Origin of the sequence: Paenibacillus sp. 2TAB23 (assembly GCF_052115165.1) — a bacterium.
Classification (GTDB): Bacteria; Bacillota; Bacilli; order Paenibacillales; family Paenibacillaceae; genus Pristimantibacillus.
The window spans coordinates 150,270-172,272 of the sequence record NZ_JBFRGD010000002.1 but is presented as its reverse complement, the minus strand read 5'-3'; the positions used below and the strand labels follow the sequence as shown (position 1 = coordinate 172,272).

General features: G+C 44.6%; 27 protein-coding genes. 7 read left to right on the top strand and 20 right to left on the bottom strand.

The window, feature by feature from the left end:
* Positions 1–276: 276 nt before the first annotated feature.
* From AB4Z29_RS03515 to AB4Z29_RS03480, 8 genes are all read right to left on the bottom strand, one after another.
* Positions 277–510, bottom strand: coding sequence for an acyl carrier protein (locus tag AB4Z29_RS03515; protein WP_053375686.1), 234 nt, complete (start codon positions 508–510; stop codon positions 277–279).
* A gap of 91 nt (positions 511–601) precedes the next feature.
* Positions 602–1,351, bottom strand: coding sequence for a 3-oxoacyl-[acyl-carrier-protein] reductase (fabG, locus tag AB4Z29_RS03510; RefSeq protein ID WP_441941730.1), 750 nt, complete (start codon positions 1,349–1,351; stop codon positions 602–604).
* Between the two features lie 15 nt (positions 1,352–1,366).
* Positions 1,367–2,305, bottom strand: a complete 939-nt coding sequence (gene fabD, locus AB4Z29_RS03505; RefSeq protein WP_441941729.1) for an ACP S-malonyltransferase — start codon at positions 2,303–2,305, stop codon at positions 1,367–1,369.
* 23 nt (positions 2,306–2,328) lie between these two features.
* Complete coding sequence (locus AB4Z29_RS03500) at positions 2,329–3,315, bottom strand: beta-ketoacyl-ACP synthase III (protein WP_441941728.1); 987 nt, start codon at positions 3,313–3,315, stop codon at positions 2,329–2,331.
* Between the two features lie 9 nt (positions 3,316–3,324).
* Complete coding sequence (gene plsX, locus AB4Z29_RS03495; RefSeq protein WP_441941727.1) at positions 3,325–4,314, bottom strand: phosphate acyltransferase PlsX; 990 nt, start codon at positions 4,312–4,314, stop codon at positions 3,325–3,327.
* Positions 4,298–4,894 (bottom strand): transcription factor FapR, encoded by a 597-nt coding sequence (gene fapR / locus AB4Z29_RS03490; protein ID WP_183562128.1) that lies wholly within the window; start codon positions 4,892–4,894, stop codon positions 4,298–4,300. Before fapR ends, plsX begins: the two co-directional genes overlap by 17 nt.
* 276 nt (positions 4,895–5,170) lie before the next feature.
* Positions 5,171–5,344, bottom strand: coding sequence for a 50S ribosomal protein L32 (gene rpmF / locus AB4Z29_RS03485; RefSeq protein ID WP_006036546.1), 174 nt, complete (start codon positions 5,342–5,344; stop codon positions 5,171–5,173).
* A 38-nt stretch (positions 5,345–5,382) separates the two neighbouring features.
* The gene (locus AB4Z29_RS03480; protein ID WP_441941726.1) at positions 5,383–5,904 is read right to left on the bottom strand and encodes a YceD family protein; all 522 of its coding nucleotides are present in this window, start codon (positions 5,902–5,904) and stop codon (positions 5,383–5,385) included.
* 161 nt (positions 5,905–6,065) lie between these two features.
* On the opposite strand from AB4Z29_RS03480, the gene AB4Z29_RS03475 reads away from it, so the two are divergent.
* Positions 6,066–7,325: a nucleotidyltransferase gene (locus tag AB4Z29_RS03475; RefSeq protein WP_441941725.1), complete on the top strand. Its 1,260-nt coding sequence runs from the start codon at positions 6,066–6,068 to the stop codon at positions 7,323–7,325.
* A gap of 93 nt (positions 7,326–7,418) precedes the next feature.
* On the opposite strand, the gene AB4Z29_RS03470 is transcribed toward AB4Z29_RS03475, so the two are convergent.
* Positions 7,419–8,471, bottom strand: a complete 1,053-nt coding sequence (locus AB4Z29_RS03470; RefSeq protein WP_441941724.1) for a S16 family serine protease — start codon at positions 8,469–8,471, stop codon at positions 7,419–7,421.
* Positions 8,472–8,647: 176 nt separating this feature from the next.
* On the opposite strand from AB4Z29_RS03470, the gene AB4Z29_RS03465 reads away from it, so the two are divergent.
* Positions 8,648–9,862 (top strand): nucleoside recognition domain-containing protein, encoded by a 1,215-nt coding sequence (locus AB4Z29_RS03465; protein WP_441941723.1) that lies wholly within the window; start codon positions 8,648–8,650, stop codon positions 9,860–9,862.
* A 36-nt stretch (positions 9,863–9,898) separates the two neighbouring features.
* Here AB4Z29_RS03465 and coaD read toward each other — a convergent pair whose 3' ends face one another.
* Together coaD and rsmD are read right to left on the bottom strand one after the other, a co-directional pair.
* Positions 9,899–10,402 carry a pantetheine-phosphate adenylyltransferase gene (gene coaD / locus AB4Z29_RS03460; RefSeq protein WP_441941722.1) on the bottom strand — a complete coding sequence of 168 codons (504 nt, stop codon included), beginning with the start codon at positions 10,400–10,402 and terminating at the stop codon, positions 9,899–9,901.
* Positions 10,389–10,982: a 16S rRNA (guanine(966)-N(2))-methyltransferase RsmD gene (gene rsmD / locus AB4Z29_RS03455; protein ID WP_441941721.1), complete on the bottom strand. Its 594-nt coding sequence runs from the start codon at positions 10,980–10,982 to the stop codon at positions 10,389–10,391. Before rsmD ends, coaD begins: the two co-directional genes overlap by 14 nt.
* A gap of 596 nt (positions 10,983–11,578) precedes the next feature.
* On the opposite strand from rsmD, the gene AB4Z29_RS03450 reads away from it, so the two are divergent.
* On the top strand, positions 11,579–11,731 hold the full coding sequence (locus AB4Z29_RS03450; protein WP_441941720.1) for a hypothetical protein: 153 nt from the start codon (positions 11,579–11,581) through the stop codon (positions 11,729–11,731).
* Between the two features lie 246 nt (positions 11,732–11,977).
* Here AB4Z29_RS03450 and AB4Z29_RS03445 read toward each other — a convergent pair whose 3' ends face one another.
* From AB4Z29_RS03445 to AB4Z29_RS03435, 3 genes are all read right to left on the bottom strand, one after another.
* Positions 11,978–12,838: a hypothetical protein gene (locus AB4Z29_RS03445; RefSeq protein ID WP_441941719.1), complete on the bottom strand. Its 861-nt coding sequence runs from the start codon at positions 12,836–12,838 to the stop codon at positions 11,978–11,980.
* 71 nt (positions 12,839–12,909) lie between these two features.
* On the bottom strand, positions 12,910–13,269 hold the full coding sequence (locus tag AB4Z29_RS03440; protein WP_441941718.1) for an HNH endonuclease signature motif containing protein: 360 nt from the start codon (positions 13,267–13,269) through the stop codon (positions 12,910–12,912).
* A 218-nt stretch (positions 13,270–13,487) separates the two neighbouring features.
* The gene (locus AB4Z29_RS03435) at positions 13,488–13,790 is read right to left on the bottom strand and encodes a hypothetical protein (protein WP_441941717.1); all 303 of its coding nucleotides are present in this window, start codon (positions 13,788–13,790) and stop codon (positions 13,488–13,490) included.
* Positions 13,791–14,767: 977 nt separating this feature from the next.
* Here AB4Z29_RS03435 and AB4Z29_RS03430 point away from each other — a divergent pair.
* The 3 genes from AB4Z29_RS03430 to AB4Z29_RS03420 all read left to right on the top strand — a co-directional run bounded on the left by AB4Z29_RS03430 (position 14,768) and on the right by AB4Z29_RS03420 (position 17,600).
* Positions 14,768–15,007 carry a translation initiation factor 2 gene (locus AB4Z29_RS03430; RefSeq protein ID WP_441941716.1) on the top strand — a complete coding sequence of 80 codons (240 nt, stop codon included), beginning with the start codon at positions 14,768–14,770 and terminating at the stop codon, positions 15,005–15,007.
* Between the two features lie 1,070 nt (positions 15,008–16,077).
* Positions 16,078–16,608 (top strand): ImmA/IrrE family metallo-endopeptidase, encoded by a 531-nt coding sequence (locus tag AB4Z29_RS03425; protein ID WP_441941715.1) that lies wholly within the window; start codon positions 16,078–16,080, stop codon positions 16,606–16,608.
* Positions 16,609–17,441: 833 nt separating this feature from the next.
* Positions 17,442–17,600, top strand: a complete 159-nt coding sequence (locus AB4Z29_RS03420; protein WP_054023675.1) for a hypothetical protein — start codon at positions 17,442–17,444, stop codon at positions 17,598–17,600.
* A 70-nt stretch (positions 17,601–17,670) separates the two neighbouring features.
* Here AB4Z29_RS03420 and AB4Z29_RS03415 read toward each other — a convergent pair whose 3' ends face one another.
* The 4 genes from AB4Z29_RS03415 to AB4Z29_RS03400 all read right to left on the bottom strand — a co-directional run bounded on the left by AB4Z29_RS03415 (position 17,671) and on the right by AB4Z29_RS03400 (position 20,069).
* The gene (locus tag AB4Z29_RS03415) at positions 17,671–17,820 is read right to left on the bottom strand and encodes a hypothetical protein (RefSeq protein WP_441941714.1); all 150 of its coding nucleotides are present in this window, start codon (positions 17,818–17,820) and stop codon (positions 17,671–17,673) included.
* A 488-nt stretch (positions 17,821–18,308) separates the two neighbouring features.
* Positions 18,309–18,560, bottom strand: a complete 252-nt coding sequence (locus AB4Z29_RS03410) for a YolD-like family protein (protein WP_441941713.1) — start codon at positions 18,558–18,560, stop codon at positions 18,309–18,311.
* Positions 18,561–19,040: 480 nt separating this feature from the next.
* Positions 19,041–19,556 carry an NAD(P)-dependent alcohol dehydrogenase gene (locus AB4Z29_RS03405; RefSeq protein WP_441942005.1) on the bottom strand — a complete coding sequence of 172 codons (516 nt, stop codon included), beginning with the start codon at positions 19,554–19,556 and terminating at the stop codon, positions 19,041–19,043.
* Positions 19,557–19,664: 108 nt separating this feature from the next.
* A complete protein-coding gene (locus AB4Z29_RS03400; RefSeq protein WP_441941712.1) occupies positions 19,665–20,069 on the bottom strand; it encodes an alcohol dehydrogenase catalytic domain-containing protein in 405 nt (134 codons plus the stop codon).
* A 368-nt stretch (positions 20,070–20,437) separates the two neighbouring features.
* On the opposite strand from AB4Z29_RS03400, the gene AB4Z29_RS03395 reads away from it, so the two are divergent.
* Positions 20,438–20,956 (top strand): DUF3231 family protein, encoded by a 519-nt coding sequence (locus AB4Z29_RS03395; RefSeq protein ID WP_441941711.1) that lies wholly within the window; start codon positions 20,438–20,440, stop codon positions 20,954–20,956.
* A 596-nt stretch (positions 20,957–21,552) separates the two neighbouring features.
* Here the strand turns inward: AB4Z29_RS03395 and AB4Z29_RS03390 are convergent.
* Positions 21,553–21,765: a hypothetical protein gene (locus AB4Z29_RS03390; RefSeq protein ID WP_441941710.1), complete on the bottom strand. Its 213-nt coding sequence runs from the start codon at positions 21,763–21,765 to the stop codon at positions 21,553–21,555.
* 4 nt (positions 21,766–21,769) lie between these two features.
* On the bottom strand, positions 21,770–21,964 hold the full coding sequence (locus AB4Z29_RS03385) for a hypothetical protein (RefSeq protein WP_441941709.1): 195 nt from the start codon (positions 21,962–21,964) through the stop codon (positions 21,770–21,772).
* Positions 21,965–22,003: the final 39 nt, after the last annotated feature.

Sequence of the window (22,003 nt, the reverse complement as noted above, 5' to 3'; positions counted from 1 at the left end):
TATCCAGCATTTTTATTGCACATATGGCCGCATTCTGAACATGCAAGCCGATCATGCTTTTTGCGTATACCCTGCTTATATTTCTCGGTAAACCCAAGCAATTCCGTTCAAACACGGCAGCGCCTTTACACTTGAAATATAAGGAGGTATAAATTCATTGCCCTTGAAGCCATTTACGCTTGTGTATGTAAAAGCTGCAACGCTTCCATAATTAGAAATGGTGAAATGGCCTAGATGGAGAGAAGTCCCGTTTATTAAAAACGGGACTTGTCCTTCTTACGTATGAGATTGTATGTATTTAACTACTTCTCCCACAGTGGTGATTGTCTCAGCATCTTCATCAGAAATTTCCATATCAAACTCGTCTTCTAGCTCCATGACCAATTCAACGACATCAAGAGAGTCAGCGCCGAGGTCATCTTTAAATGAAGCTTCTAGTGTAACTTCCGCTTCGTCTACGCCTAGTCGGTCGATGACGATACGTTTTACGCGATCTACTACTTCGGACATCCGGTTCACCTCCTCCATGGTATTATACGAGAATTAAAGATAAATTGCCATACGTAACCGTTTTAATTCCGCTTAGGGGAATTAATTCGCATTACATATACATGCCGCCGTCCACGTGAATCGTCTGTCCAGTCATATAGGCTGAAGCATCGGAAGCTAGGAAACGGACCGCATTTGCGATGTCGCTCGGGTCTCCGAGACGGGCAAGCGGAATTTGGCCAGCCAAAGACTGCCGCATCTCTTCCGGAAGTTTATCCGTCATTTCGGTTTGAATAAATCCGGGGGCAACGCAGTTAACAGTGATGCCCCGGGATGCAAGCTCGCGCGCACTTGCCTTAGTCAAACCAATTACGCCAGCTTTCGCCGCTACATAATTAGCTTGTCCAGGGTTTCCGAGCACGCCAACAACGGATGAAATGTTGATGATACGGCCTGCACGCTGTTTCATCATGGTACGGGTTACGGCTTTGATGCCATTGAATACGCCCTTTAGGTTCGTCTCAATAACTTGATCAAATTCGTCTTCCTTCATTCGCATGATTAAATTATCTCTAGTAATTCCGGCATTATTTACCAAAATATCAATGGCTCCGAATTGCTCAATGACTTCTTTTACCATCGCGTCAAATTCATCCGTCTTTCCGACGTTCGCTTTGATCACAATGGCTCGTCTTCCTAAGGCTTCCACAGCCTGCGCCGTTTCTGCTGCCGCAGCTTCGCTGCCGGAATAGTTGATGGCAACATCTGCACCTGCTTCTGCAAGCGCAATAGCAATCGATCTTCCGATTCCTCGCGATGCTCCAGTTACGAGTGCTTTCTTGCCTTCCAAGCTAGCAAACATTGAATCTCCTCCATCCTAAAGTTCATTTGCTTGCAGCGCTTCAAGCGCGGAAATAGTGTTAATGGAAATAACGCGCAGGCTTTTGTCGATTTTATTGATTAAGCCCGCTAGCACGGTGCCTGATCCGATCTCAACGAATGTATCCACGCCCTGCTCAATCAAATAACGCATACTGTCTTCCCACAGTACCGGCGAATAGACTTGCTCTACGAGCAAGGAACGAATCTCGTCAGCCGAAACAACCGCTTTGGCTGTTACATTCGCAATGACAGGAACCGAAGCATCCTTCATTGCCACTTCTGCTAGTACCGTTTGAAGATTGTCAGCTGCCGGCTTCATCAAAGACGAATGAAAGGGACCGCTAACTTCAAGCGGAATGACCCGCTTAGCGCCAGCTTCTTCTTTACCTCGCTGAACGACCGCTTCAACGCCAGCCGCCGACCCTGATACCACAATTTGCCCCGGGCAGTTAACATTCGCAAGCTCCACTGCTGAGCCTTCCGCTGTGATAGCTTCACAAAGCGCTGCAAGCGTCGCACGCTCTGCTCCAAGCACAGCAGCCATTGCACCTTGTCCGCTTGGAACAGCTTGCTCCATGAATTGTCCGCGTGCACGAACGGTGCGCACTGCATCCTCGAATGATAGTACGCCAGCCGCAACAAGCGCACTGTATTCACCCAAGCTGTGTCCTGCTACAAAATCAGGTTTCAAGCCTTTGCCTTCCAATGCTTCGAGCAAGGCCACACTTACGGTTAGCAGTGCAGGCTGCGTATACGCAGTCTGCTTCAGCTGATCCTCCGGCCCTTCAAATATAATGCTGCTCAGGGAGAAGCCAAGCGCCTCATCCGCCTGTTCAAACACCGACCGCGAGCGGTCAAAGCTATCGAAAGCATCTTTGCCCATTCCAACTGCCTGTGCACCTTGTCCCGGAAATACAAATGCAATTTTACTCAAGAGTGTTTCCTCCTAAATTGAAATTACCATACAAGGACGGAAGCGCCCCAAGTCAAGCCGCCGCCGAAACCGACAAGCACAATGCCGTCGCCTTCTTTTACGCGCCCTTGTTCAACTGCTTCCGCAAGTGCGACGGGTATGGATGCAGATGACATATTGCCGTATTTATCTAAGTTAATCATTGCTTTGTCCTCTGACAGGTTCAGCCTGTTCAGCGCGGATTGAATGATTCGGATATTCGCTTGATGTGGAACGAGCAGATCGACCTCTTCTTTTGCAATTCCAGCTTTCAGCAATGCCTCTTCAGCTACGCTGCCCATAATTCTAACCGCGAATTTGAATACATCATTGCCGGCCATATAGATATAGTGCTGCTTGCTTTGAATGCTCGCTTCCGAGGCAGGGACGCGCGATCCGCCGCCGCTTACCTTCAGAAGTTCTCCGCCGCTGCCATCCGCGCCGAGCTCGAACGAGCGGAATCCGCGTCCCTCTTCCACTGCGCCAAGAACGACAGCACCTGCTCCGTCTCCAAACAGAATGCAGGTATTGCGATCCGTGTAATCCGTGATTCGCGACAACGTTTCAGCACCAACGACTAGCACATGCTTGTACATGCCGCTGGCTATCATGCTGGAGCCGGTAGCCAGCCCATAGATGAAGCCGGAGCATGCCGCTGACAAATCAAATGCAGCAGCTTTCTTCGCTCCAAGCTTATCTTGAAGAAGGCATGCCGTGGAAGGGAAGAACATGTCGGGCGTAATGGTCGCTACGATAATCAGGTCGATATCCTCCGCCGTCAGTCCCGCAGCAGCAATTGCAGCGCGGGAAGCATGGAGGGCCAGGTCGGACGTCGCTTCTTCAGCGGCTGCCAGCCGGCGTTCTTTGATGCCCGTGCGAGTAACGATCCATTCATCATTGGTCTCCACCATAGCTTCAAGCTCTTTGTTCGATAAAATACGTTCAGGCACGTATTTGCCCGTTCCGATAATTCCTACAGGATGTAAACCCATTTCGCACACTCACTTCCCGTTTATTTCTGCTGCAATTGTTTCAATCAATTGGCCTTGAAGCGCTGTTCTTGCTTGTCGAACCGCATTTTTTACGGCTAACGCATCCGAAGATCCATGACATTTCACGACAAGTCCGTTCAAGCCTAGGAGCGGCGCACCGCCATGCTCCTTATAATCCATCCGCTTCTTCAAGGGGCGAAGCTTAGGCAGCATAACCGCCGCCGCAAGCTTGGTCAGCAGCGTTTGGCTGAACGCCTCTTTAAGCGATGTGAATATCGTACCCGCAGCGCCTTCCATGGCTTTCAGCATAATATTGCCTGCAAAACCGTCGCATACCAATACATCGCAATTCCGATTAAGCACATCTCTTGCTTCGACGTTCCCGATGAAATGGACCGGCGCCTGCTCAAGCAAAGCATAGGCTGCCTTAGCCATTTCGTTGCCTTTCATGGCTTCCGTTCCAACGTTAAGCAGGCCGACTCTCGGCTTCTCAAGGCCATGGACCTTCGTGCGATAAATGCTGCCCATAATGGCGTATTGCACCAAATGCTCGGGCTTTGCATCCATATTCGCGCCCAAATCCAGCGTTAGAATGCCGATATCGTCCATTGTAGGCATCATCGGCGCAAGCGCTGGCCTTTCAATGCCGTCCATTCTTCCAACGACGAGCAAGCCCGTTGCCATCAAAGCGCCGGTATTGCCCGCAGAGAGCATCGCATCGGCTTGCTTCTCGCGGACAAGCTGTCCAGCAACGACCATTGAAGCCCCTTTTTTGCGGCGAACCGCTTTAACAGGCTCATCGTCGGGACCAATCACCTCATCCGCATGGCAAATCGTAATGTTTGAAGGCTTCTGCCCCTTCATAAGTGGTTCAATAACGGAGGTGTCTCCCACAAGCAGCAGTTCCGTATCCGGCCACTGCGCCGCTGCTTCCATCGCTCCCTGAACAATTAATCCTGGAGCATTATCGCCGCCCATAGCATCAATAGCGATCCGCACGTAAGTCTCCTCCTTCAGTATCTGTGTCTGCCGCGGACCGATAAATGACAAAGTTGCCTTGGAACACCATTTCATCGCCAACATACGTGAACAGCTCAACCTTCGCTTTGCTCCGCTCTCCCGATATCGACCGCACATAGGCTTTGGCAATACATTTCTCTCCAAGCTTTACGGGACGAATAAAGCGAATATCTGCTGTTACAGTAAGAGCAATTTCATCATCTATAATAGCTACGGCAAGTGAATTCGCCTGTGCGAACACATGGTGTCCGCGCGCAATGCCGGTTCTGGAGAACACATGCTCTTCCTTTATCTCGAATACCGAGATGCCGCTCTTGTCCAATTCCAGGTCAACGATATCGCCGATGACCTCGTGAAGCGGCAAAGACCTGACAGAATCGTAAGAGCGTTCCGCCATCAGCTTCAGCCTCTCACGAAGCTCTGGAATGCCAAGCTCCATGCGGTCAAGCCGAATCGTCTGGATGCTTACTTTGAGCAGTCGCGTGAGCTCCCGATCGGTTATAAAAGGATTTTCGTCAATGTATCGGGCAAGCTGCTGATGCCGCTGCCGTTTGGGCATTCGTTCGATGTCCGGCACCACCTTCTACCAATTTATATCGATTAGGTTATCATTCCGTGCCTCAGTCCTATAAGGCTTTCGCATAAATAGTATATGTATGTTGCTTGATATTATCACCTGGTACTAATTAAGTATATAAAAAATTGCGCCCGAGCGCAATGCGGCGTTAAAAGCATGCGGTAAAAACTCGTTTAAGAGAACACGGCCCCACCTTCATTCAACCAATAAAAATAGCACCCCATCAAATGATGAAGTGCTATCTTTGACATCAATTCACTATTGGGAAATGATCTCTTTTGTTTTGTAATATCCACAAACTTTGCATACGTGGTGAGCCAATTTCAGCTCGCCGCATTGCTCACACTTCACCATGCCCGGTACTGCAAGTTTGAAATGCGTACGACGTTTATCACGGCGAGTCTTGGATGTTCTACGCTGAGGTACTGCCATATTTAACACCTCCTTCAAAAATTCAATCGGTACAACGCTTATTCCTTAAATAGATCCTTTAGCGCCGCAAAACGGACATCGATCTTTTCCGTCGAGCAGCTGCATTTGTGCTCATTTAAGTTCTGTCCGCAAGTCTGACAGAGACCCTTACAATCATTGCTGCAAAGCGGTGCAAAAGGCATGAACAGCTGTAGCGCTTCTTCCACATAAGGCTTCAGGTCCAGTCTGTCCGCATCTACTTCAATGAAATCACTCTCTTCCTCTTCCATGTCTTCATCGCGTTCTTCGTTTGACTCCGCCCGCTTGAATACTTCCGAGAATCGAATGACCGTATGTTCCTTCACCGGTTCGAGGCAACGCGAGCAGGCTAGCTCAAGGTCGATGGCAAGCTTGCCGTCGGCTTCGATGAAACCTTCGTGCCCGGTAACCTGAAGCGATACATGTAGAGGTCCCGTACGATAAACATCCTGGCGTCCCTTAAAAAGGTCACTGACATCGAGCTGTTCGTCGATTGTCGATTTCAACCCTTTGGACATTGTTTCTTGAATATGAAACTGCATCAGATCACCCCAAACAAACAAAGATTATTATATCTATCAGACTACCGTTTTGTCAACATTTTCACACTGTTTTTCATTATTGCATCATGCAGGCCGTGATTGGGCTTCTCCGCTGTGCTATAGTTAAACCACCAACATTTAACAGAGAGAGGATTCAGCTAATGCGTACAGTCGGACTTATTGTCGAATACAATCCGTTCCATAACGGACATTTGTATCATTTGCAACAATCACGCAAAATAACGCAAGCAGATGCTGTCGTTGCCGTTATGAGCGGCCATTTCCTGCAGCGAGGCGAGCCTGCCTTGCTCGACAAATGGTCTCGGACGCAAATGGCGCTGGAGGGCGGCTGCGATCTTGTCATAGAGCTGCCAGTCGCATACGCGACCCAAGCGGCTGAGTGGTTCGCTTACGGAGCGGTATCACTGCTTGAAGCGACCGGCGTCGTAGACAGCTTCTGCTTCGGCACAGAGAACGGAGAGCTGGATCCGCTCCTGCTGGCTTCCGACATCATTGCTGAGGAGCCTCCCGCTTTCAAAGCGCTTTTGAAGCAGCAGCTCCAAACCGGAATAAGCTACCCGAGCGCATACAGCAGCGCAATCACAAGCTACCTGGCTGAGCTTGGCCATGCATCAGCTTCAGCCTTCCCTTTCGCGCTTCCAAACCATACGCTAGGACTCCATTATCTGCTTGCACGGAACCGATTGCAAGCAAAGATGGAGCCGTTCACCATTGCCCGCGAGAAGGCACAATACAATCAAGCCACGGCAACAGACAGCCAAATCGCAAGCGCAACCGCCATCCGCAAGCTTCTTCTCGAGCAACAATCATTGGAGGATGTGCGCGCTTATGTTCCTGAAACGACATTGAACATTCTTCAGCAGGAATGGTCAGTTGGCCGCTGCCCGATCAGCTGGGAGCCCTTCACGAATGCTTTGCTCCAAGCCATTATAACCCGCACTCCTCAAGATCTCGCGGAGCTCCACGAAATAACCGAGGGCTTAGAGTACCGAATCCGCGGCGTGTTGCCTACTCTTCCTTCAAGAAGCTTCGACGACCTACTGGGTGCTTTGAAAACCAAGCGCTACACACGAACGAAGCTGCAGCGATCACTCCTTGCGATCCTGCTCGGACATCGCAAGCAGGATTTCACTGCGGACAAGCTCGCTTCTGGTGTTGAATATATAAGAGTGCTCGGTTTCTCCGAAAAAGGCAAGCTTTTATTGCGCCGGATGCGGAATTCAGCTAGGCTTCCTGTATTGCACAGTGCTGCAAGGGCGCCCCAGCCTTACCGTTACTTGGAGCTGGACACCCAAGCAAGCGGAGTATATATGCTTGGCGTGCCTGGCCATGCCTCTGCAGCCTCCATGTTCCGTGATTTCACCGAAAGGCCTGTTACTGCCGGTGCGAATTACACTTAAAAAGTTAACAATACTTTAATTAGTAACGACTCTACTAAGAGTCAGCATTACTGTGAATATTCGCATCTCGACTAAGAGTCAGCATGTTTTCGATTATTCGGCTGTCTTTTGCAATAGCATGACCTGCTGGACAGCTTCCTGAAGCGAGCTCACGCTGGCAATTTTCATTGCGGTGCCCAGCTCCTTGGCTTTGGCTTCGGCCTCCTTGAAATTGCCGGCCGGTACGAGAAACAGCTTGACGCCTTTCTCGCTGGCGATAACAATCTTCTGTTTAATGCCGCCTATCGCTCCAACCTTGCCGTCAACCGTGATGGTTCCCGTTGCTGCGATCCGGCTGCCACCGGAAAGGTCGCCTTCCGTCAATAACTCCAAAGCTTGCAGTGCAAAAACCAAGCCCGCTGACGGACCACCGATCTCGCCAGCCGCAATCTTAATTTTGTTGTCCGGATCATCCGGTTCAAGGCTGCGAAGCTCCGTCAGGCTTTTTATCCCGAGTACGTCAAGCAGCTGCTCATTCGTCATTTCCTCACTAAAGCTTTCCCCTGGGAAGCTAATTTGCGTGTGCTGACCCTCTCGATCCACGTCGAATGAAACAGCGCCAGTTTTATTTAGTGATTGAATCGAAGCCAGCAATTGTTCTACCGTTTCTGCCGGTTCACGCCCATGAAAGCCAAGCAGCAAATCCCCCGTCTTGAAGCCGCTACGAGCGGAGTCGCCTCCGATTAGGATATCCGCGACAAGCAGACCATCTGCTTTGGTCGAATATGGCAAAGACGCATAGTGATACGCTGCTTCTATCGCATTGTTTTGCGAACCTTGCATGATGACCTGCTGCCTCACCGCAAACTGCTCCTGCGTGTATCCTCGAAAAACATCACGTCTTAGATGAACATCCTTGTTCGCATCCCACATCGACGAAATCGTTCTTAGAAAATTTGGCTCAGTCAGTTTCACGGCAGTGAGCAGGAAATCTCCATTTCCCGGCTTATCTCCAGCTTCAATCGAGATCATAGGCTTAACTGAAACCGCGATTCCCGGCTCATAAACGACATAAGGCGTTGGCGCATAAAGCATGACCCACATAAGCACTGCAGTGGCTGCCGCGATCATGGTTATTCTGCGCCAATCCGACCGTTTCTTTTGCATCCGCTGCTCTCCGATCCTGTTGCTTTCTCTATGCTCGCTTGCTTTCTTCTTTCTTAAACCTTCGGACTAAACGTTGCTGCTGGTCTATAGCCGGACAAACATGCGTACTAATGAACGTATAGGATTGTCCTATCCAAACGTACATTTTCCCATTTAGATAAAGGAGTTGTGTCGCATTGGCTAAAACGGTTATGCTAGCCTTTCTGTCCATTCTGCTTGTCAGTGCCATTATCCTGCAGCCGGATGCTTCCTTTCAGTCCTCCCTGCAAGGACTCACCGTATGGTGGAACATCGTATTCCCAGGCTTGCTGCCATTTCTCATTTTGTTCGAGCTTATCTCTGCATTCGGCCTCGCACATGCTATAAGCTCGCTGCTGCAGCCCGTAATGAACCGACTGTTCAAGCTTCCAGGAGAAGCAGCTCACGCAATCGTCCTAGGCTGGATGGGAGGTTATCCCGCTGGTGCCGAAGCAGCATCCTCTCTGCGCAAAAGAAACCTCGTCACAAAACAACAGGGCCAGCGGCTGCTCGCCCTAGCCCATATGCCGAATCCTTTGTTTATGCTGGTAGTCATCGGAGCAGGTTTCCTTCACAAACCGATCGTAGGCATCATGATCGCTTCAGTCGTCTGGTTCTCCGCACTTTGCGTTATGCTCGGCGCAACGATCTTCCAGCGTAAAGAGCCTGTTCTTAGCGATCACTCTGTGGCAAGAGACGGGAGCATGCTTCAACGCGCAGCTGACGCCTTCCGGTTTGGCAGGGATCAAGATGGGCGGAGCTTCGGCAAAGCGCTTGGCGATGCCGTATCGGCCAGCGTTCAAAAGCTGATGATGATTGGCGGCTTTATGATCTTCGCCGCCGTTCTAGCCAAGCTAACAGAGCCACTGCTCTCCCCGCTGTTCGCTGAAACAGGTCTTAGCTTCATCAGCCAAGCCTTCTTCGAAGGGCATTTGGGTGCTTATTCAGCCGCTATCTGGCAATCTCCCGGGACAGGCACTATCGGCAACGCTGCCGCAATCGCCGCTGTACTCGCATGGAGCGGGCTCAGCGGCATTCTGCAGGCAGGTTATTCAATCACAGGGAGCGACCTCAAGCTGCTGCCGTTCATTGCATGGCGTGCCGCGCACGCCTTGCTTGCCGCACTATTCATGCTGCTTTTGTGGAAGCCGATTACTTCGCTGCTCGGCTTTTGGCTGGCGCCGAATGACCTGCCTGCTTTTACTCCCGCAGGGACGCTTACGCCCGACCAAGCGGTTGCCGTCGCATTAAAAACAAGTGATCTGCCGCAATTATGGCCGCTATCACTCTCGGCTTGCCTGCTTCTTGCCCTGTTTAGTCTATTTATTTCTATGATTTTGCTTCCCTATCGAAAAACAAATCGGTCAGCGTAGCACGAATAATAGAATCATTCTATATTTACGCTAAAGCTAGCTTTGGGGTTGATATTTGATGCGCAGCTGCTGTTCCACGACCGGCGGAACAAGCTCATGCACGGCACCTTGGAATTGTGCAATTTCTTTTACTATACTGGAGCTTAAGTAAGAATATTTCGGATTGGTCATCATAAACATCGTATCAATCTCAGCGTCCAACAAATGGTTCGTTGATGCAAGCTGCAGCTCGTATTCGAAATCGGTTACCGAACGTATCCCTCGAATGATGACATTCGCTTGACGCGATTTCATGAACCGAACAAGCAAATCACGAAAGCTGTCAATCTCCACATTGGGAATATCGCTCGTTACCTCAGTCAGAAGCGCCTTTCGCTCCTCTACGCTAAACAGCGGGTTTTTGCTTGAATTATTTAAGACGGCAACGATAAGCCGGTCAAATTGCTTCGCTGATCTGCGAATAATATCCAAATGTCCGTATGTGACAGGATCGAAGGTACCAGGATATACGGCTACTCGCTCTATTTTATTCATGAACATCGGCCTCACTTCCGTCTTGGCTATCTAAGCTGTTGTATTGATAGATGGAAACCGCGGTATCCCCATACTTCGCGTGCTTGAATTGCTCGAATTGCTCCAACTGCTCCGGGTACTGGTGAGATGCATCATGCTCCACGACAATAATAGCCTCCGGCTCGAGGATATCATTTGCTGCAAGATCCGACATCAAACTGTCCATCGTTACCATTTTGTATGGCGGGTCAAGAAAAACAAGCCGGAACCTCTGCCCCCGCTTCGCTAGCGCTTTCAATGCGCGCTCCGCATCATTCCTATAAATTTCAGCAGCGCTTCCCATCTTCGCCGTTTCGACATTCTGACGAATAATATCAACGCTTATTTTCTCTCGGTCGACAAACACCGTATGTGCTACGCCTCTGCTCCAAGCCTCAATACCTAAGCCGCCCGTTCCCGCGAACAGATCCAGCGCCATTCCTCCATCGAAATAAGGCCCAATCATGCTAAAAATAGCTTCCTTTACCTTATCAGTTGTCGGTCTCGTATTCTTGCCAGGCACAGCCTTAAGCGTGCGGCCTTTGGCCTCGCCCGCAATGACTCTCACTGCAATTGCCCCCTTCTATCTCATTCCCGCCTATCGTACCATAGAATCCCTTTCATAATAAAGCGCATGTAGTTGTAAAAAAATGATTCCGCTCCTCCTTAAAACGTTTACAATTTTTTTGGCGTCCGCGTGTATATTTACCTAATAAAGGGACAAAATAACCTTATCGGCGTCGCAAGATGTCGTAGACAACCGCGGAGAAGACTTACGTTTCCCCATAAGCTCTTCGTCCGGTTTCTCCTCTCCCATGAAAGGAGCCCTAGCAATAGGGCTCCGATTTTTTTGTTTTAAAACCCTTATATATCAAGGTTTTTTAAAGTTTCATTGAATGCAATTTATATACTTGTCAACCAATTGTCCACCAAATCTATTGATCGAAAATCCACTTCGACCTCTAGAAAGGGAATAATTATAGTTTTCGAAACTATTCCGGGACGTTATTAAGTCAAACTAGATCATTTTAATTATTTAAATACACCCGCAAAACCCTTACTGCATAAGTGAACTGACCCCCAAAGCGTGAGACAGAATAAAACACCTTTAAGTTGAAGATACGACTATTGTAAAATAATCGTACAACTTGGAGGTGTTTTTGCTTGGGAACAAGAGTGAGTTACCCCGTAAAGGTGAAAATGAAGGCAATTGAAATGAGGTTAGCAAGCGTGCCTGTAAAGGTCGCGATGGAACAGTTGCTCATTCGTAATAAAAACGCAGGTATAGATATGGATGAAATGGTATCGCAACGGTGAAGTGCATCGCTTGGAACAACCTGTAGGGAAACCGTACAGTTTAAACAATGGACCTGARTATRCMACGGARTTAGCYAAATTAGAGASCRAGAAYCGKTTCWTAAARCAACAGATYGASCTTTTAAAAAAGTACACCGAACAGAAAGGAWGTGGWTCGAGAAGTCGTTGTAGCCTGCATTTTAATTGGGTGTTTTATCTCTGTCCCAAAAACAGGGGTCAGTTCCTAAGTTTGAGAGGTTTTTATTGTTAAGACAACCGAGTTATTTTCTCAATTTCAATAATGCCTTCTAATCGCAATGCAAAAAAGTTTTTGTAAATATATCTAGCTGTATTCGTCGAATGCGCAAATGTCATATTCAAAATTATATCTTTATCATTGTTCAAGATATGTGAAAAAGACAGCAATTCAGGACTTTCTGTTTTCCGTGGTTTAAAAATTTCAAAAAGGCTCTCGTCTTCAAAATCATATTCTCTCACTAACTTACCTTCTATTTTATAGTCAACATATTCAACGCTTTCCTCCCTATTATTCTTATGATTACTATTCTCAAAATGACGTGTAACTATTGTTTCTATTTTATCCATACGCTCCAACATATACTTCTGTACGTCATCTATCCCCGTGATGTTTTTTATAATATTACCTTCAATAGTTCGATAGATCGGATTATCAGGCTTATCGTCATTAAGAGCAGCAGGTATCATTTTACCAATCTCATTCTTTAGTTGCACTACTCCTAGCATGTCATTGGTATAAAATATGGTTCGCTCATCAATTATATCGAACGGTAATCTAGTATCGTTCTCACAAATTACAATAACTGGCTTTCTAGCAGCATGCCTTATTGCTAATTCATACATAACATTTGCATTCAGTCCTGTAAGATTTGCTATTGCTAGATCTGCTTCAAGTACTTTAGTAATAATTTGTTTATTTATCGAACCAATATCAGACATTCGATGGCTTACAAGGATATTGTCTGATGTAAATCCATGCTCAGTAAGTAGCGGGATAAGTACAGCATCAATAAGACCATCTGTTGCTCTCCTTATACTTGTATCAGCATTACCAATAGGCGTAATAATAAAAACGTTTTGCGATTTCAAACCTTGCTCTCCCCTTTAAGTAGACATAGTTATTCTATTATCTTCCACTCTTTAAGATCGTTTTACAAGGTTTATTTTCCAAATCTCCCATCTTCTCTGGCAGTCCTGGAATCGTGGCATGGCTTACATAGCACCTGCCAGTTAACTCGCTCCCAGAACAACACCTTGTCGCCCTTATGTGGTGTAATGTGATCGACTACAGTCGCCTCGATGACAAGCCCCCCTAGCGTAGCAGTACACGTCAGCGGATGCTTGCGGAGGAATTCAATCCTCGCCTTACGCCACTGGCTACCATACCCGCGCTGGTAAGCTGTGCCTCTTTCTTTGTCATAGCTTTGCTGAATTGCCTTGGCATGGTCTTCACAATAATGATCTCGCGTTAACTTGTTACAACCTACTTTGCTGCAGGATTTCTTAGCTGTTACAGACACCTGTTCACCTCTCAAATTCTTTACTCAACTACAGCAATTGGGAACGTTTGAGTTACTCATAATGGTTAATGTGAGTAATTCGAAGCGCCAGCATAACGACACTTCACCAACTGCTTTCCGACAACATTTCGTCATTTAACCGTCATAATTTTCAACGATTCCGCAACCGATTCGATTCCTCTGCATAATTTTCGTTCCACCGTATGATCATCCATTCCCTATGCAAAATGATTAATAGTTACGATATGCTTATTACCGGCAATATACCGATATTCAATAATATTCCAAATCTCGACATCAATTATTAGATTAATAGCACTATGAAGAATGAGCATACGATTTTCAATTATCGTATACAATTCATGTTGTTGCGAAACGCGCGTTTCTAAGCCGCTCCGCTCAAACTCCGCAATCATAGCTTTATATTTCATTAATAGACTCAAGTGTTTTTTTGCTTCACTAGTATTAGCTACCGTTGCCCTTTGAAATAATTCCACCTGATGATCAAAATCATTAGTCATTGCCAACAGTCCCCTCATCCTCTCTATTTGTTATAATAGAAGATGAGATTTGTGCTAATCCTTCGGAGTCCGTTCCCCAACAGCTATCGAGGGATTTTTTTCATTTTGTAGCAGCTTGCTTTGACACCCAATTGAATCCAAGTCCTCCTCTAGTCAACGGACTCTCAATGAGAGATGAATTCCTCTTTTTTTACATACTCTTCTGGAACAACTAATAACAATCCATACACTGTATCTACGACTGCAGCTTACGCAATAGGTGATCTTGGACAAACATATGAATCCTCCTCATATATTTGCTTATTCATAAATGTTCAATAGTGAAATGTTATAATTTCAAATAATCTAATTTGTAGGTGATACTATTGCATTTGTCTAGTGAAAATAATCCATGGATTAACTTGATTCATTTATTTATCACGTTGTTTGATCACACACTATCTAAATATCTTTTTTATGCTTTAGCTTGCATTGTCTTTGCTTTAATCTTCTTAAAAAAACGATCTTTTGGTGAAGAGTCGCCAAATATGAAAGACGCAGAAAATGCTACTCAGAAATTAGTTAGACTTATCGAAAAGCTATTAATTATTAGTGCAATAGGATTTGTATTCATTCAACTGATAAGAATATATTTAATAAAATAATTCAACTTGATTACACTGAACATCATAATTCATTCAGATACTTAAGCAATCAGTTCAACCCCATTATATTAGTCATCGTTCCGTCGTTCTTATTACTTATTTTGTTTTGAATTTAAAGGACATCAGCTGGTGTGAGTTGCGCTTTCGACAGACACAAATTGTATCGCAATCAGCTTTACCATCTGGCTTAATATAAAAATTAAATAACGTTTGCGCATTCCATTTCCTCTTAACGGTTAGTTTATTCATGTTGATACTTAACTTATTCAAGACCATCACCGCCCCGGGTAATCGCACATATATTGAAACAAATGATTCGGGAGGGTACGGCTTATGCAGAACAATAATGACCTACGAGATATTGAAATTGCCAGGCTAGCCTTTATCGGTACATCAATTGCCACGATAGGTGACGGTATAGCCGCGTTAGCAGCCGGGCTTGCTTTAGAAGCTTTAGAAAAAGATTACCTTATTCAAAACAATGGTCGTCATACATCTGATATGGAATCAACCAAACTTCAACTTGATTATTTTATTAACGAACTAGTTCAGATTAGAAACACCGTTAGATAATTAATTTGAGATGTTTTTCTTTACGTTGGATATTCATCGAATTCATTGAGATAACTAAGCTAACCGTCTATAAGTAATGACTTAATCCATACATTCAAACCTTTCAACAACCTTCTCCGCCTTTAATACTGAACCTAGCCTTACTTTTAAAGACTTTTCGCCCCACTGATATCCAGCCGATGATCGCTTAAGGTGTTAATCAGAAGTAATGCTACTTCCTTTGACTGTCGCTTAAAATATGATGCAATCTGATGCACCGTATACCCTTCCTCCCACAGCCGCAAAAACTCATCTATCTCTGACTAATCCCAAACATGGTTGAGCTCTTCACAAACAATAACTCTATTCTTTCTAACTGATTCAGCACGCAACGTGGTATTCGCTCCTTTCTCATTTTTTGAATAAAGATTTGATACTCCTCTTTCGTAGGTGGAGGAGCACCATTGCTCTTATTAACCAGATCGCATAAATCTCGCATAGCATCTTCGGTCATTTTAGTCTTTGGCTGATTTTCAGATACAATATCGAGTTTCGGTTTCCCTGATCGGATTTGCGTTCTTACTGGCTTCTTAACGGTGTTCCAAGGCTCATCCACACCGTCAGCTTTGTAGCATTCAAGAATACCTTTTACATATGTTAGGCTCCTCTTACCAGCTACGATTAGATAATATCGCAGTTTTTTTAATGTGAGTATCGATTATTTAACAGGCCGGACTGATGAACAATGACCTTCAGTACGAAATAAACATGCCCCAGCGAATGATGTTTACATAGCTGATCTAGGCGGTCCTCCTTAAGAAATTGATGAAGAGGAAGCCGAGCATCTGAAAGAGCAATTAGCAATGTTCCGATCCTTTAAGGAAAAACGTAAGAAGGAACGAGAGCAAGAAAAAAATAAAAAATAATAGCCTTTTCTCGGGCTATATTTTTCACCCATAAATACGAACGCATTTTCTCATGCAGAGGGATTCACTGTGCATTTTTTCAATCTTGATCTATACAAACCATCAGAAATGGAGCTTTGGATTAATAAAAAATATCAAGATTAAGGAATTCATAGCGCTGCTGATTTGAATATCGATGACATCGGTGCCCTATTTAATACGCACATCACCTACTCAGAAGGAGAATCAAAGGTCATTTATGATAACGATAATGACTGTATGATTTTTATAAACATACATCTGGAGACATTCGAGCAGCGTCTTGCCTTTTTCCATGAACTTTGTCATCCTGCCATGCACGTAGGTGATCAGAGAAGCCTCCCTCCTGCTTTTGTAAGCTTACAGGAGTCTCAAGCCGCTTTATTCCGGATGTACGCTGCTATGCCGGCTTACATGCTTGAGGAATTCAAGTCGATACAACACAGCTCCTACTATCTCAAAATACTATCTGAAGCGTTCAAGCTGCCCTATTCATTTGTGAAACAACGTATTGAACAAATCCTTGGCCGGATTAATAGAGAACGTCAAGACTATAATTTACACGCTCGATTTACTCCTGCCAAGGTTAAATATGCATATACAGATACAACGAACAAAATCCTTGAACAATTAAATAAACAAATAGCAAACAAACGAGTAGAGATAACATCACAATGAAAATTTTTGTACTATATGATCTCGACATCGAAACGCACGTCTTTTTCCAATTTGGATGACGATCAATTTCTTTACTTTTGATTGGACTAAAACAATTTACATTAGAATCGAAACCCCATTCGAGCGCTTTACCTTTGATGAGATCGAATCCGATGTATTAACTTTGTCTGTTCCGGACCATGTCTATGTTCGACCTCCACATGATCCTACTCTGTTCGGCATTCATCTTCCTCCACTTATGAACTACATAATAAGACTTTAGATGGCTCCGGTCAGCAAATTGAAATAAGTGACATTCAACGGCTAATGCTCCGAGTCACTGATATTGAAGATGCATTAGAAGCCGAAATTCGTTCGAAAGTTCAATGGAAGTGAATTAATAACGGAGGTAATATCAATGGCGAGTATAAAGAAACGCGGACAAAACTTGGTTACTTGTTGTTGAACTTGGATATGATGCCAAAGGAAAAAGAATCCAGCGTACTAAAAGAGTCAAAATAATTGATCACGCACTCATTCGTGTTACCAAGCGACTACAAGAGCATTTGAACACCGAATTAACAAAATTTAAAATTATGGTCGAGACCGGTATATACCTGAATCCTGGGAAAATGACTTTTAGTGACTTTCTTAAAGATTGGGAACGCTACTTTGTCCAAATTGAACTAGAAGATAAAGCAATGGATTTTATAGAAGATCGGTAAGCACCTCTTATGATCTTCATTATTCAACCGGTCTTCTTCCCCTTAACTGTGGTTCAATTTGGAATAAACAAAGTAGTTTTGAAACATAATAAAATGTCTTGCTAAACAAAACCAAAAGGGGTGCTGTATATGCGCGAAGGTTTGATTCCTGCCGTTCTTGGAACTGTGGTTTCTGCTTCTGGTGCAACACTGCTTAAAAGCAAGTACAAACTTGTTGGTACAGGTGTTCTCGGTTTTGGGCTTGCCCACCTTATTCTTGGGGCAATCGATTTGGTTGAACATCGGTAGGTTTAGTGAGATAAACGGGGAGGTTTTCATGCCTCCCTCCTCATGTATTTCAATATTCTGCGAATGTTCATTAAGCAGACTTGATTTGATTGCTGCACTCATTGCAGAAAACTTCAATTTTCACGTTGAAGTTGATAGAGATAGTCACATCTCCGCTATCTAAATGCTCGGTTTCCTCGACTACGTTTGAAGCTCCACATTCACATTGAATTTTAGACAATCCAATTCCTCCTCATGTTCTTACATATTCAAACTACAAACGCCCAGATCATGTTATAATCTCAAAAGGGGTGATATCAATGGGTTTTTTAATCGTTGTCATTATTTTCTTGGTACTATTTGGTTTTTTCAAAAAGAAGAAGAAGTAATTCAGTATTCAGTGAATGTTCGTTACCACAGAGTCATTTAACGCCCGGCAACCGAATCAGCTGCAATCGGATTGAACCAAATAACTTCTGTTCGTGTGTATAAAATGAAAAATGGAGTTTAGGCAAGCATGTGTGAGTATATGTCAAGTTTTTGGGGTTAATCCGTTTGCGGGTTTGTATTCGTTTCAATTTCCGAGAATGCTTTTGAATAAGATAGCTTTTGAATTTTTTACACATTTTTCACACAAAGATACAATACATCAGATTACATTTTTGAAATCCTCATTCAAATAAAATCCCCTCACAATTTAATGAGGGAACTATATGATTTACTTCAATTTTAAAAATCCGGTGATTGAACTTTCATTATATCGAGAAAGTGGACTTTCGTTATCTCTCCTCTATGCTCCACGTGCACTGATTTTGTTCGAGAATCCATGTTCGTTATTCTACCGGTAACGGGTTGATCCCAATTCCAAACAATGAGTTTTACTAACAATTCCTCCTGTTGAGCTTCCACCAAACGCTCACCCAGCTCCTCCATCTCAAACTCATCTCTCGTTGGCCTCTTCGGCCCCTTTGCTTTTGCCATGTCTGTAACCTCCAACTCTTTGTTAGATTTGATTATTGCCACTACATGTTTCGACAACGTCATACGGCTGCTTGATTACATTTTATTACTCTATGGATCAAGCCGGTTTACCCTCTTCATAAATTCCACCCATGCCACGCAACCGGGTTATCCTCCGAGCGGTTATACAAAACTTTAAAGGGTTGGCCTTTGATCCCAAAATAAAAAGTCTTATTTGACTAGCTCGTTTTTTCATTGTCTGGCCTATATTCTTTTCGATCACACTTCATGTGCGAATGTATGTTCTTATTTTAATACAAACATACGGTCAGATACAAGACAAAAATAAAACCCCAGCATTATTCACTGGAGTTAACTTTTGCGTATTCAATTTATTCAGATAGGCCTTTAATTTCCAAAACGCTCTTATTACTATCCAAATTTCTATACTCCACCTCTTGCTTCGGTTCTCCATCATACTATCAATTGTTCACAACACTATTATAAGGTGGGAATACTGACAACGACCTTTCCTATCACGCGACCTTCTCCGAAATACTCAAGTGCCTGGGCCGCGTCGCTTAAAGAATACCGCCGATCGATGACGGGCATCACATGACCTGATTCAACTAAAGACTTCCAGACCAACTGGTCATTATGGTTCGGCTTATGTAGCAGCACCCCCACTTTCTTCTTTTCAAGCCAAGCGATCAGCGGTGCCGCCATTAGTACCTGGAAGATGCGATGAAGAGGACCGCCAACTATGACATACTTGCCTCCTGATTTTAGTGCGCGCTTGATTGCAAAAATAGAACGGTTTCCGACAACATCGAGGATCAGATCGTATCGCCCACTACTTGCAGTGAAGTCTTCATTAGTATAATCAAGGACATGATCCGCCCCCATGGAACGCAGTGTTTCCAACTTCTCGCCTCTATCCACACCAGTCACTTCTGCCCCAAGCAACTTGGCATATTGAATTCCAAATGTACCTACACCGCCGCCCGCCCCATTAATCAGAACCTTATAGCCCTTCAGTTGTTTTCCTTTAACACGTAATCCTTGTAGGGCAAGAACGGCCGCTTGTGGAATGGCTGCCGCTTGCTCGAAGCTTATACCTTCAGGTTACTGCGTCAGTGCTTCTTCGTTAGCACATACATATTCCGCGAACCCTCCCCATCCGCAACCAGAAATGTCTCCGAAAACTTCATCCCCCAGTCGAAAACGTTTGACGGAGGCACCCACAGCGACTACCCGTCCCGCAATGTCCGCTCCTAAGGTACGGTAACGAGGCTTTCGCAGCGCGCCAAGACGGGTAATATATGGTTTTCCGCGCAGGAGATCCCAGTCCCAGGAATTTACTGATGCTGCTTGGACTGCGATTAACACTTCATGGTCCATAGGTTTGGGAATGTCCACATCTTCAATGCGAAGAACATCAGGCTTTCCGTATCTCTCATAGACCAGTGCCCTCATTGTACCTGCTCTTAGGTTCGCTTGATGGTCTTTATTTATTGTCTCGTTCTTCATTGACGATCCCCATCCTGTCTTAAATTAGGATTAAACGTTGATTGGATATTATATACGACCACCCAAAAAATGTAATGTTACCGTTCAATACGCCAAGCAAAGATTCTTGGTTTCGCCTAACTATTCTACCCGTTCGCCTAACGGGATTTAACCGTAAAAATATGATGACAACCTGATATTATAGATAATCCTATTGGACAGTGAAATAGAAATCCGCCTCTACGATTCATGAAACGAAGGGGGATTTTATTAAATAGGTAGCCTTTTACTAAAAGACCTTTAACTGTAAAACACTTGCAGTACATTATTTCCGTGTTCATGGACATATTAAACAAGTCTAAATTGAACCAAAAAAGGAGCATACTCAATTGGGAATTTTAAGCGGAAATCCAAAAGATGAACCCCTGCACTATGGAGAAATCTTCAGCGTATGGCAAGCATCCATAGTGGCAAAAGGTTCTGTGTCGTGCTATCAAGCATATTTAAACCACTCCGGTGACAAAGATCTAAAAAAAGTAATTGATTCACTTATTGATCAAGCTAAACTTGAAATTAAAGAATTAGATACAATACTTATTGATAACGGGATTTCTACCACACCTGTAATGCCTGAAAGGTCCCCTGTTAAGCTTGAAGACATCCCTGTTGGTGCACGATTTACTGATCCTGAAATTGCGGCTAAGATTGCTGCTGATACTTCATTGGGATTAGTTGCTTGTAGTCAAGTTATAGGACAATCGATTAGAGAAGATATTGGTGCTTTATTTGCTAAATACCATATCACAAAAACAGCAATAGGACTTAAAATACTGGAGATGAACAAAGAAAAAGGTTGGCTTATTCCACCTCCATTGCAAGTAAAAAGACCTGAGACAGTTAACGCTTAAATACACAAAATGCCCTCAACCATCTAAGGTCGAGGGCTTTTTTATTGATTAGGCTGTTCGATGCGATCCGGATAGAACCTTTCGTATACTCTCCCATTTTAAAAGCTTTGTGGGTTACAACCCTCCCAATTCCGTAATATTCAGCTGGTGTTTACATATCCTCATCGATCAGGATTTCAAATTTGCATAACAGCTCTCTAAACCCCTTCGGGGCCGATATGAATCGCTCAGCGAGCCATGCCACTCACCTATTTTCTTCGAAATATCAAATAAACCCATTCAATCTAGTAATTTATGAATATACTAGATTAACTTGAAGAAGAGGAGATGATTGATATGGGACTCTATTATGCAAAAAAGCAAAATGTCAAAGTTGTATTTGTAAAACCTGGTCAAAAAGTTCTTATTATCGGTAAAAAGCATTGGACAAAGAAACCTCACTGCTAAGCTTATTGAGCGCTTGTTAATTCAAGCGCTCTTACATATTCTAATACTCACTAATCTTTCTCATAGTTAAATGAATAGTCTGCTTAGAGAAATCTATAGCGTATTGCAGCTTGTTGAGTTTTTCCTATAGCCAATTGATTGCATCAGTCTCATCGCGGCTTCAATCCCTCCCGGCTATAAAGCACCTTAAACAAATTCGCCTTCCGGTCCCAGAAGACAAAGCCCTCTTTGACCAGCTCATTTATGGCGGTTTTCACCTGTTGTTCCGTCCGCTGCGCCCGCTGGCTGATGTAGCCGACATCTATGAAGGAAGGATCGTCCCGATAAACATTCCAAAGCACGGTTAAAACTTTACGTGTCACATCGTCAAGCATGCTGCTTTACCAACTCCACATCAATAATATTATCTGTGTTAAATACGTGCGGTCCGTTTGCGGATGTGCAGAACGCCCTCACCTTGCCATTTCGGACCGACAGCACCTGAATGATGCGTATGGATATGTTGCGATTACGGTCGTTATAAATAATTTGTACGGTCTGGCTGATACATTGTTCGATCATGGCGATCACTCCAATGCGAATGTTTGTTCTTATTATATA

Coding starts and splice junctions, on each gene's coding strand:
- AB4Z29_RS03515 (WP_053375686.1), bottom strand. CDS start 510: ATGTCCGAAGTAGTAGATCGCGTAAAACGTATCGTCATCGACCGACTA.
- fabG (WP_441941730.1), bottom strand. CDS start 1,351: ATGTTTGCTAGCTTGGAAGGCAAGAAAGCACTCGTAACTGGAGCATCG.
- AB4Z29_RS03500 (WP_441941728.1), bottom strand. CDS start 3,315: ATGGGTTTACATCCTGTAGGAATTATCGGAACGGGCAAATACGTGCCT.
- fapR (WP_183562128.1), bottom strand. CDS start 4,894: ATGCCCAAACGGCAGCGGCATCAGCAGCTTGCCCGATACATTGACGAA.
- rpmF (WP_006036546.1), bottom strand. CDS start 5,344: ATGGCAGTACCTCAGCGTAGAACATCCAAGACTCGCCGTGATAAACGT.
- AB4Z29_RS03480 (WP_441941726.1), bottom strand. CDS start 5,904: ATGCAGTTTCATATTCAAGAAACAATGTCCAAAGGGTTGAAATCGACA.
- AB4Z29_RS03475 (WP_441941725.1), top strand. CDS start 6,066: ATGCGTACAGTCGGACTTATTGTCGAATACAATCCGTTCCATAACGGA.
- AB4Z29_RS03470 (WP_441941724.1), bottom strand. CDS start 8,471: ATGCAAAAGAAACGGTCGGATTGGCGCAGAATAACCATGATCGCGGCA.
- coaD (WP_441941722.1), bottom strand. CDS start 10,402: ATGTTCATGAATAAAATAGAGCGAGTAGCCGTATATCCTGGTACCTTC.
- AB4Z29_RS03435 (WP_441941717.1), bottom strand. CDS start 13,790: ATGACTAATGATTTTGATCATCAGGTGGAATTATTTCAAAGGGCAACG.
- AB4Z29_RS03430 (WP_441941716.1), top strand. CDS start 14,768: ATGCAGAACAATAATGACCTACGAGATATTGAAATTGCCAGGCTAGCC.
- AB4Z29_RS03420 (WP_054023675.1), top strand. CDS start 17,442: ATGCGCGAAGGTTTGATTCCTGCCGTTCTTGGAACTGTGGTTTCTGCT.
- AB4Z29_RS03410 (WP_441941713.1), bottom strand. CDS start 18,560: ATGGCAAAAGCAAAGGGGCCGAAGAGGCCAACGAGAGATGAGTTTGAG.
- AB4Z29_RS03400 (WP_441941712.1), bottom strand. CDS start 20,069: ATGAAGAACGAGACAATAAATAAAGACCATCAAGCGAACCTAAGAGCA.
- AB4Z29_RS03385 (WP_441941709.1), bottom strand. CDS start 21,964: ATGATCGAACAATGTATCAGCCAGACCGTACAAATTATTTATAACGAC.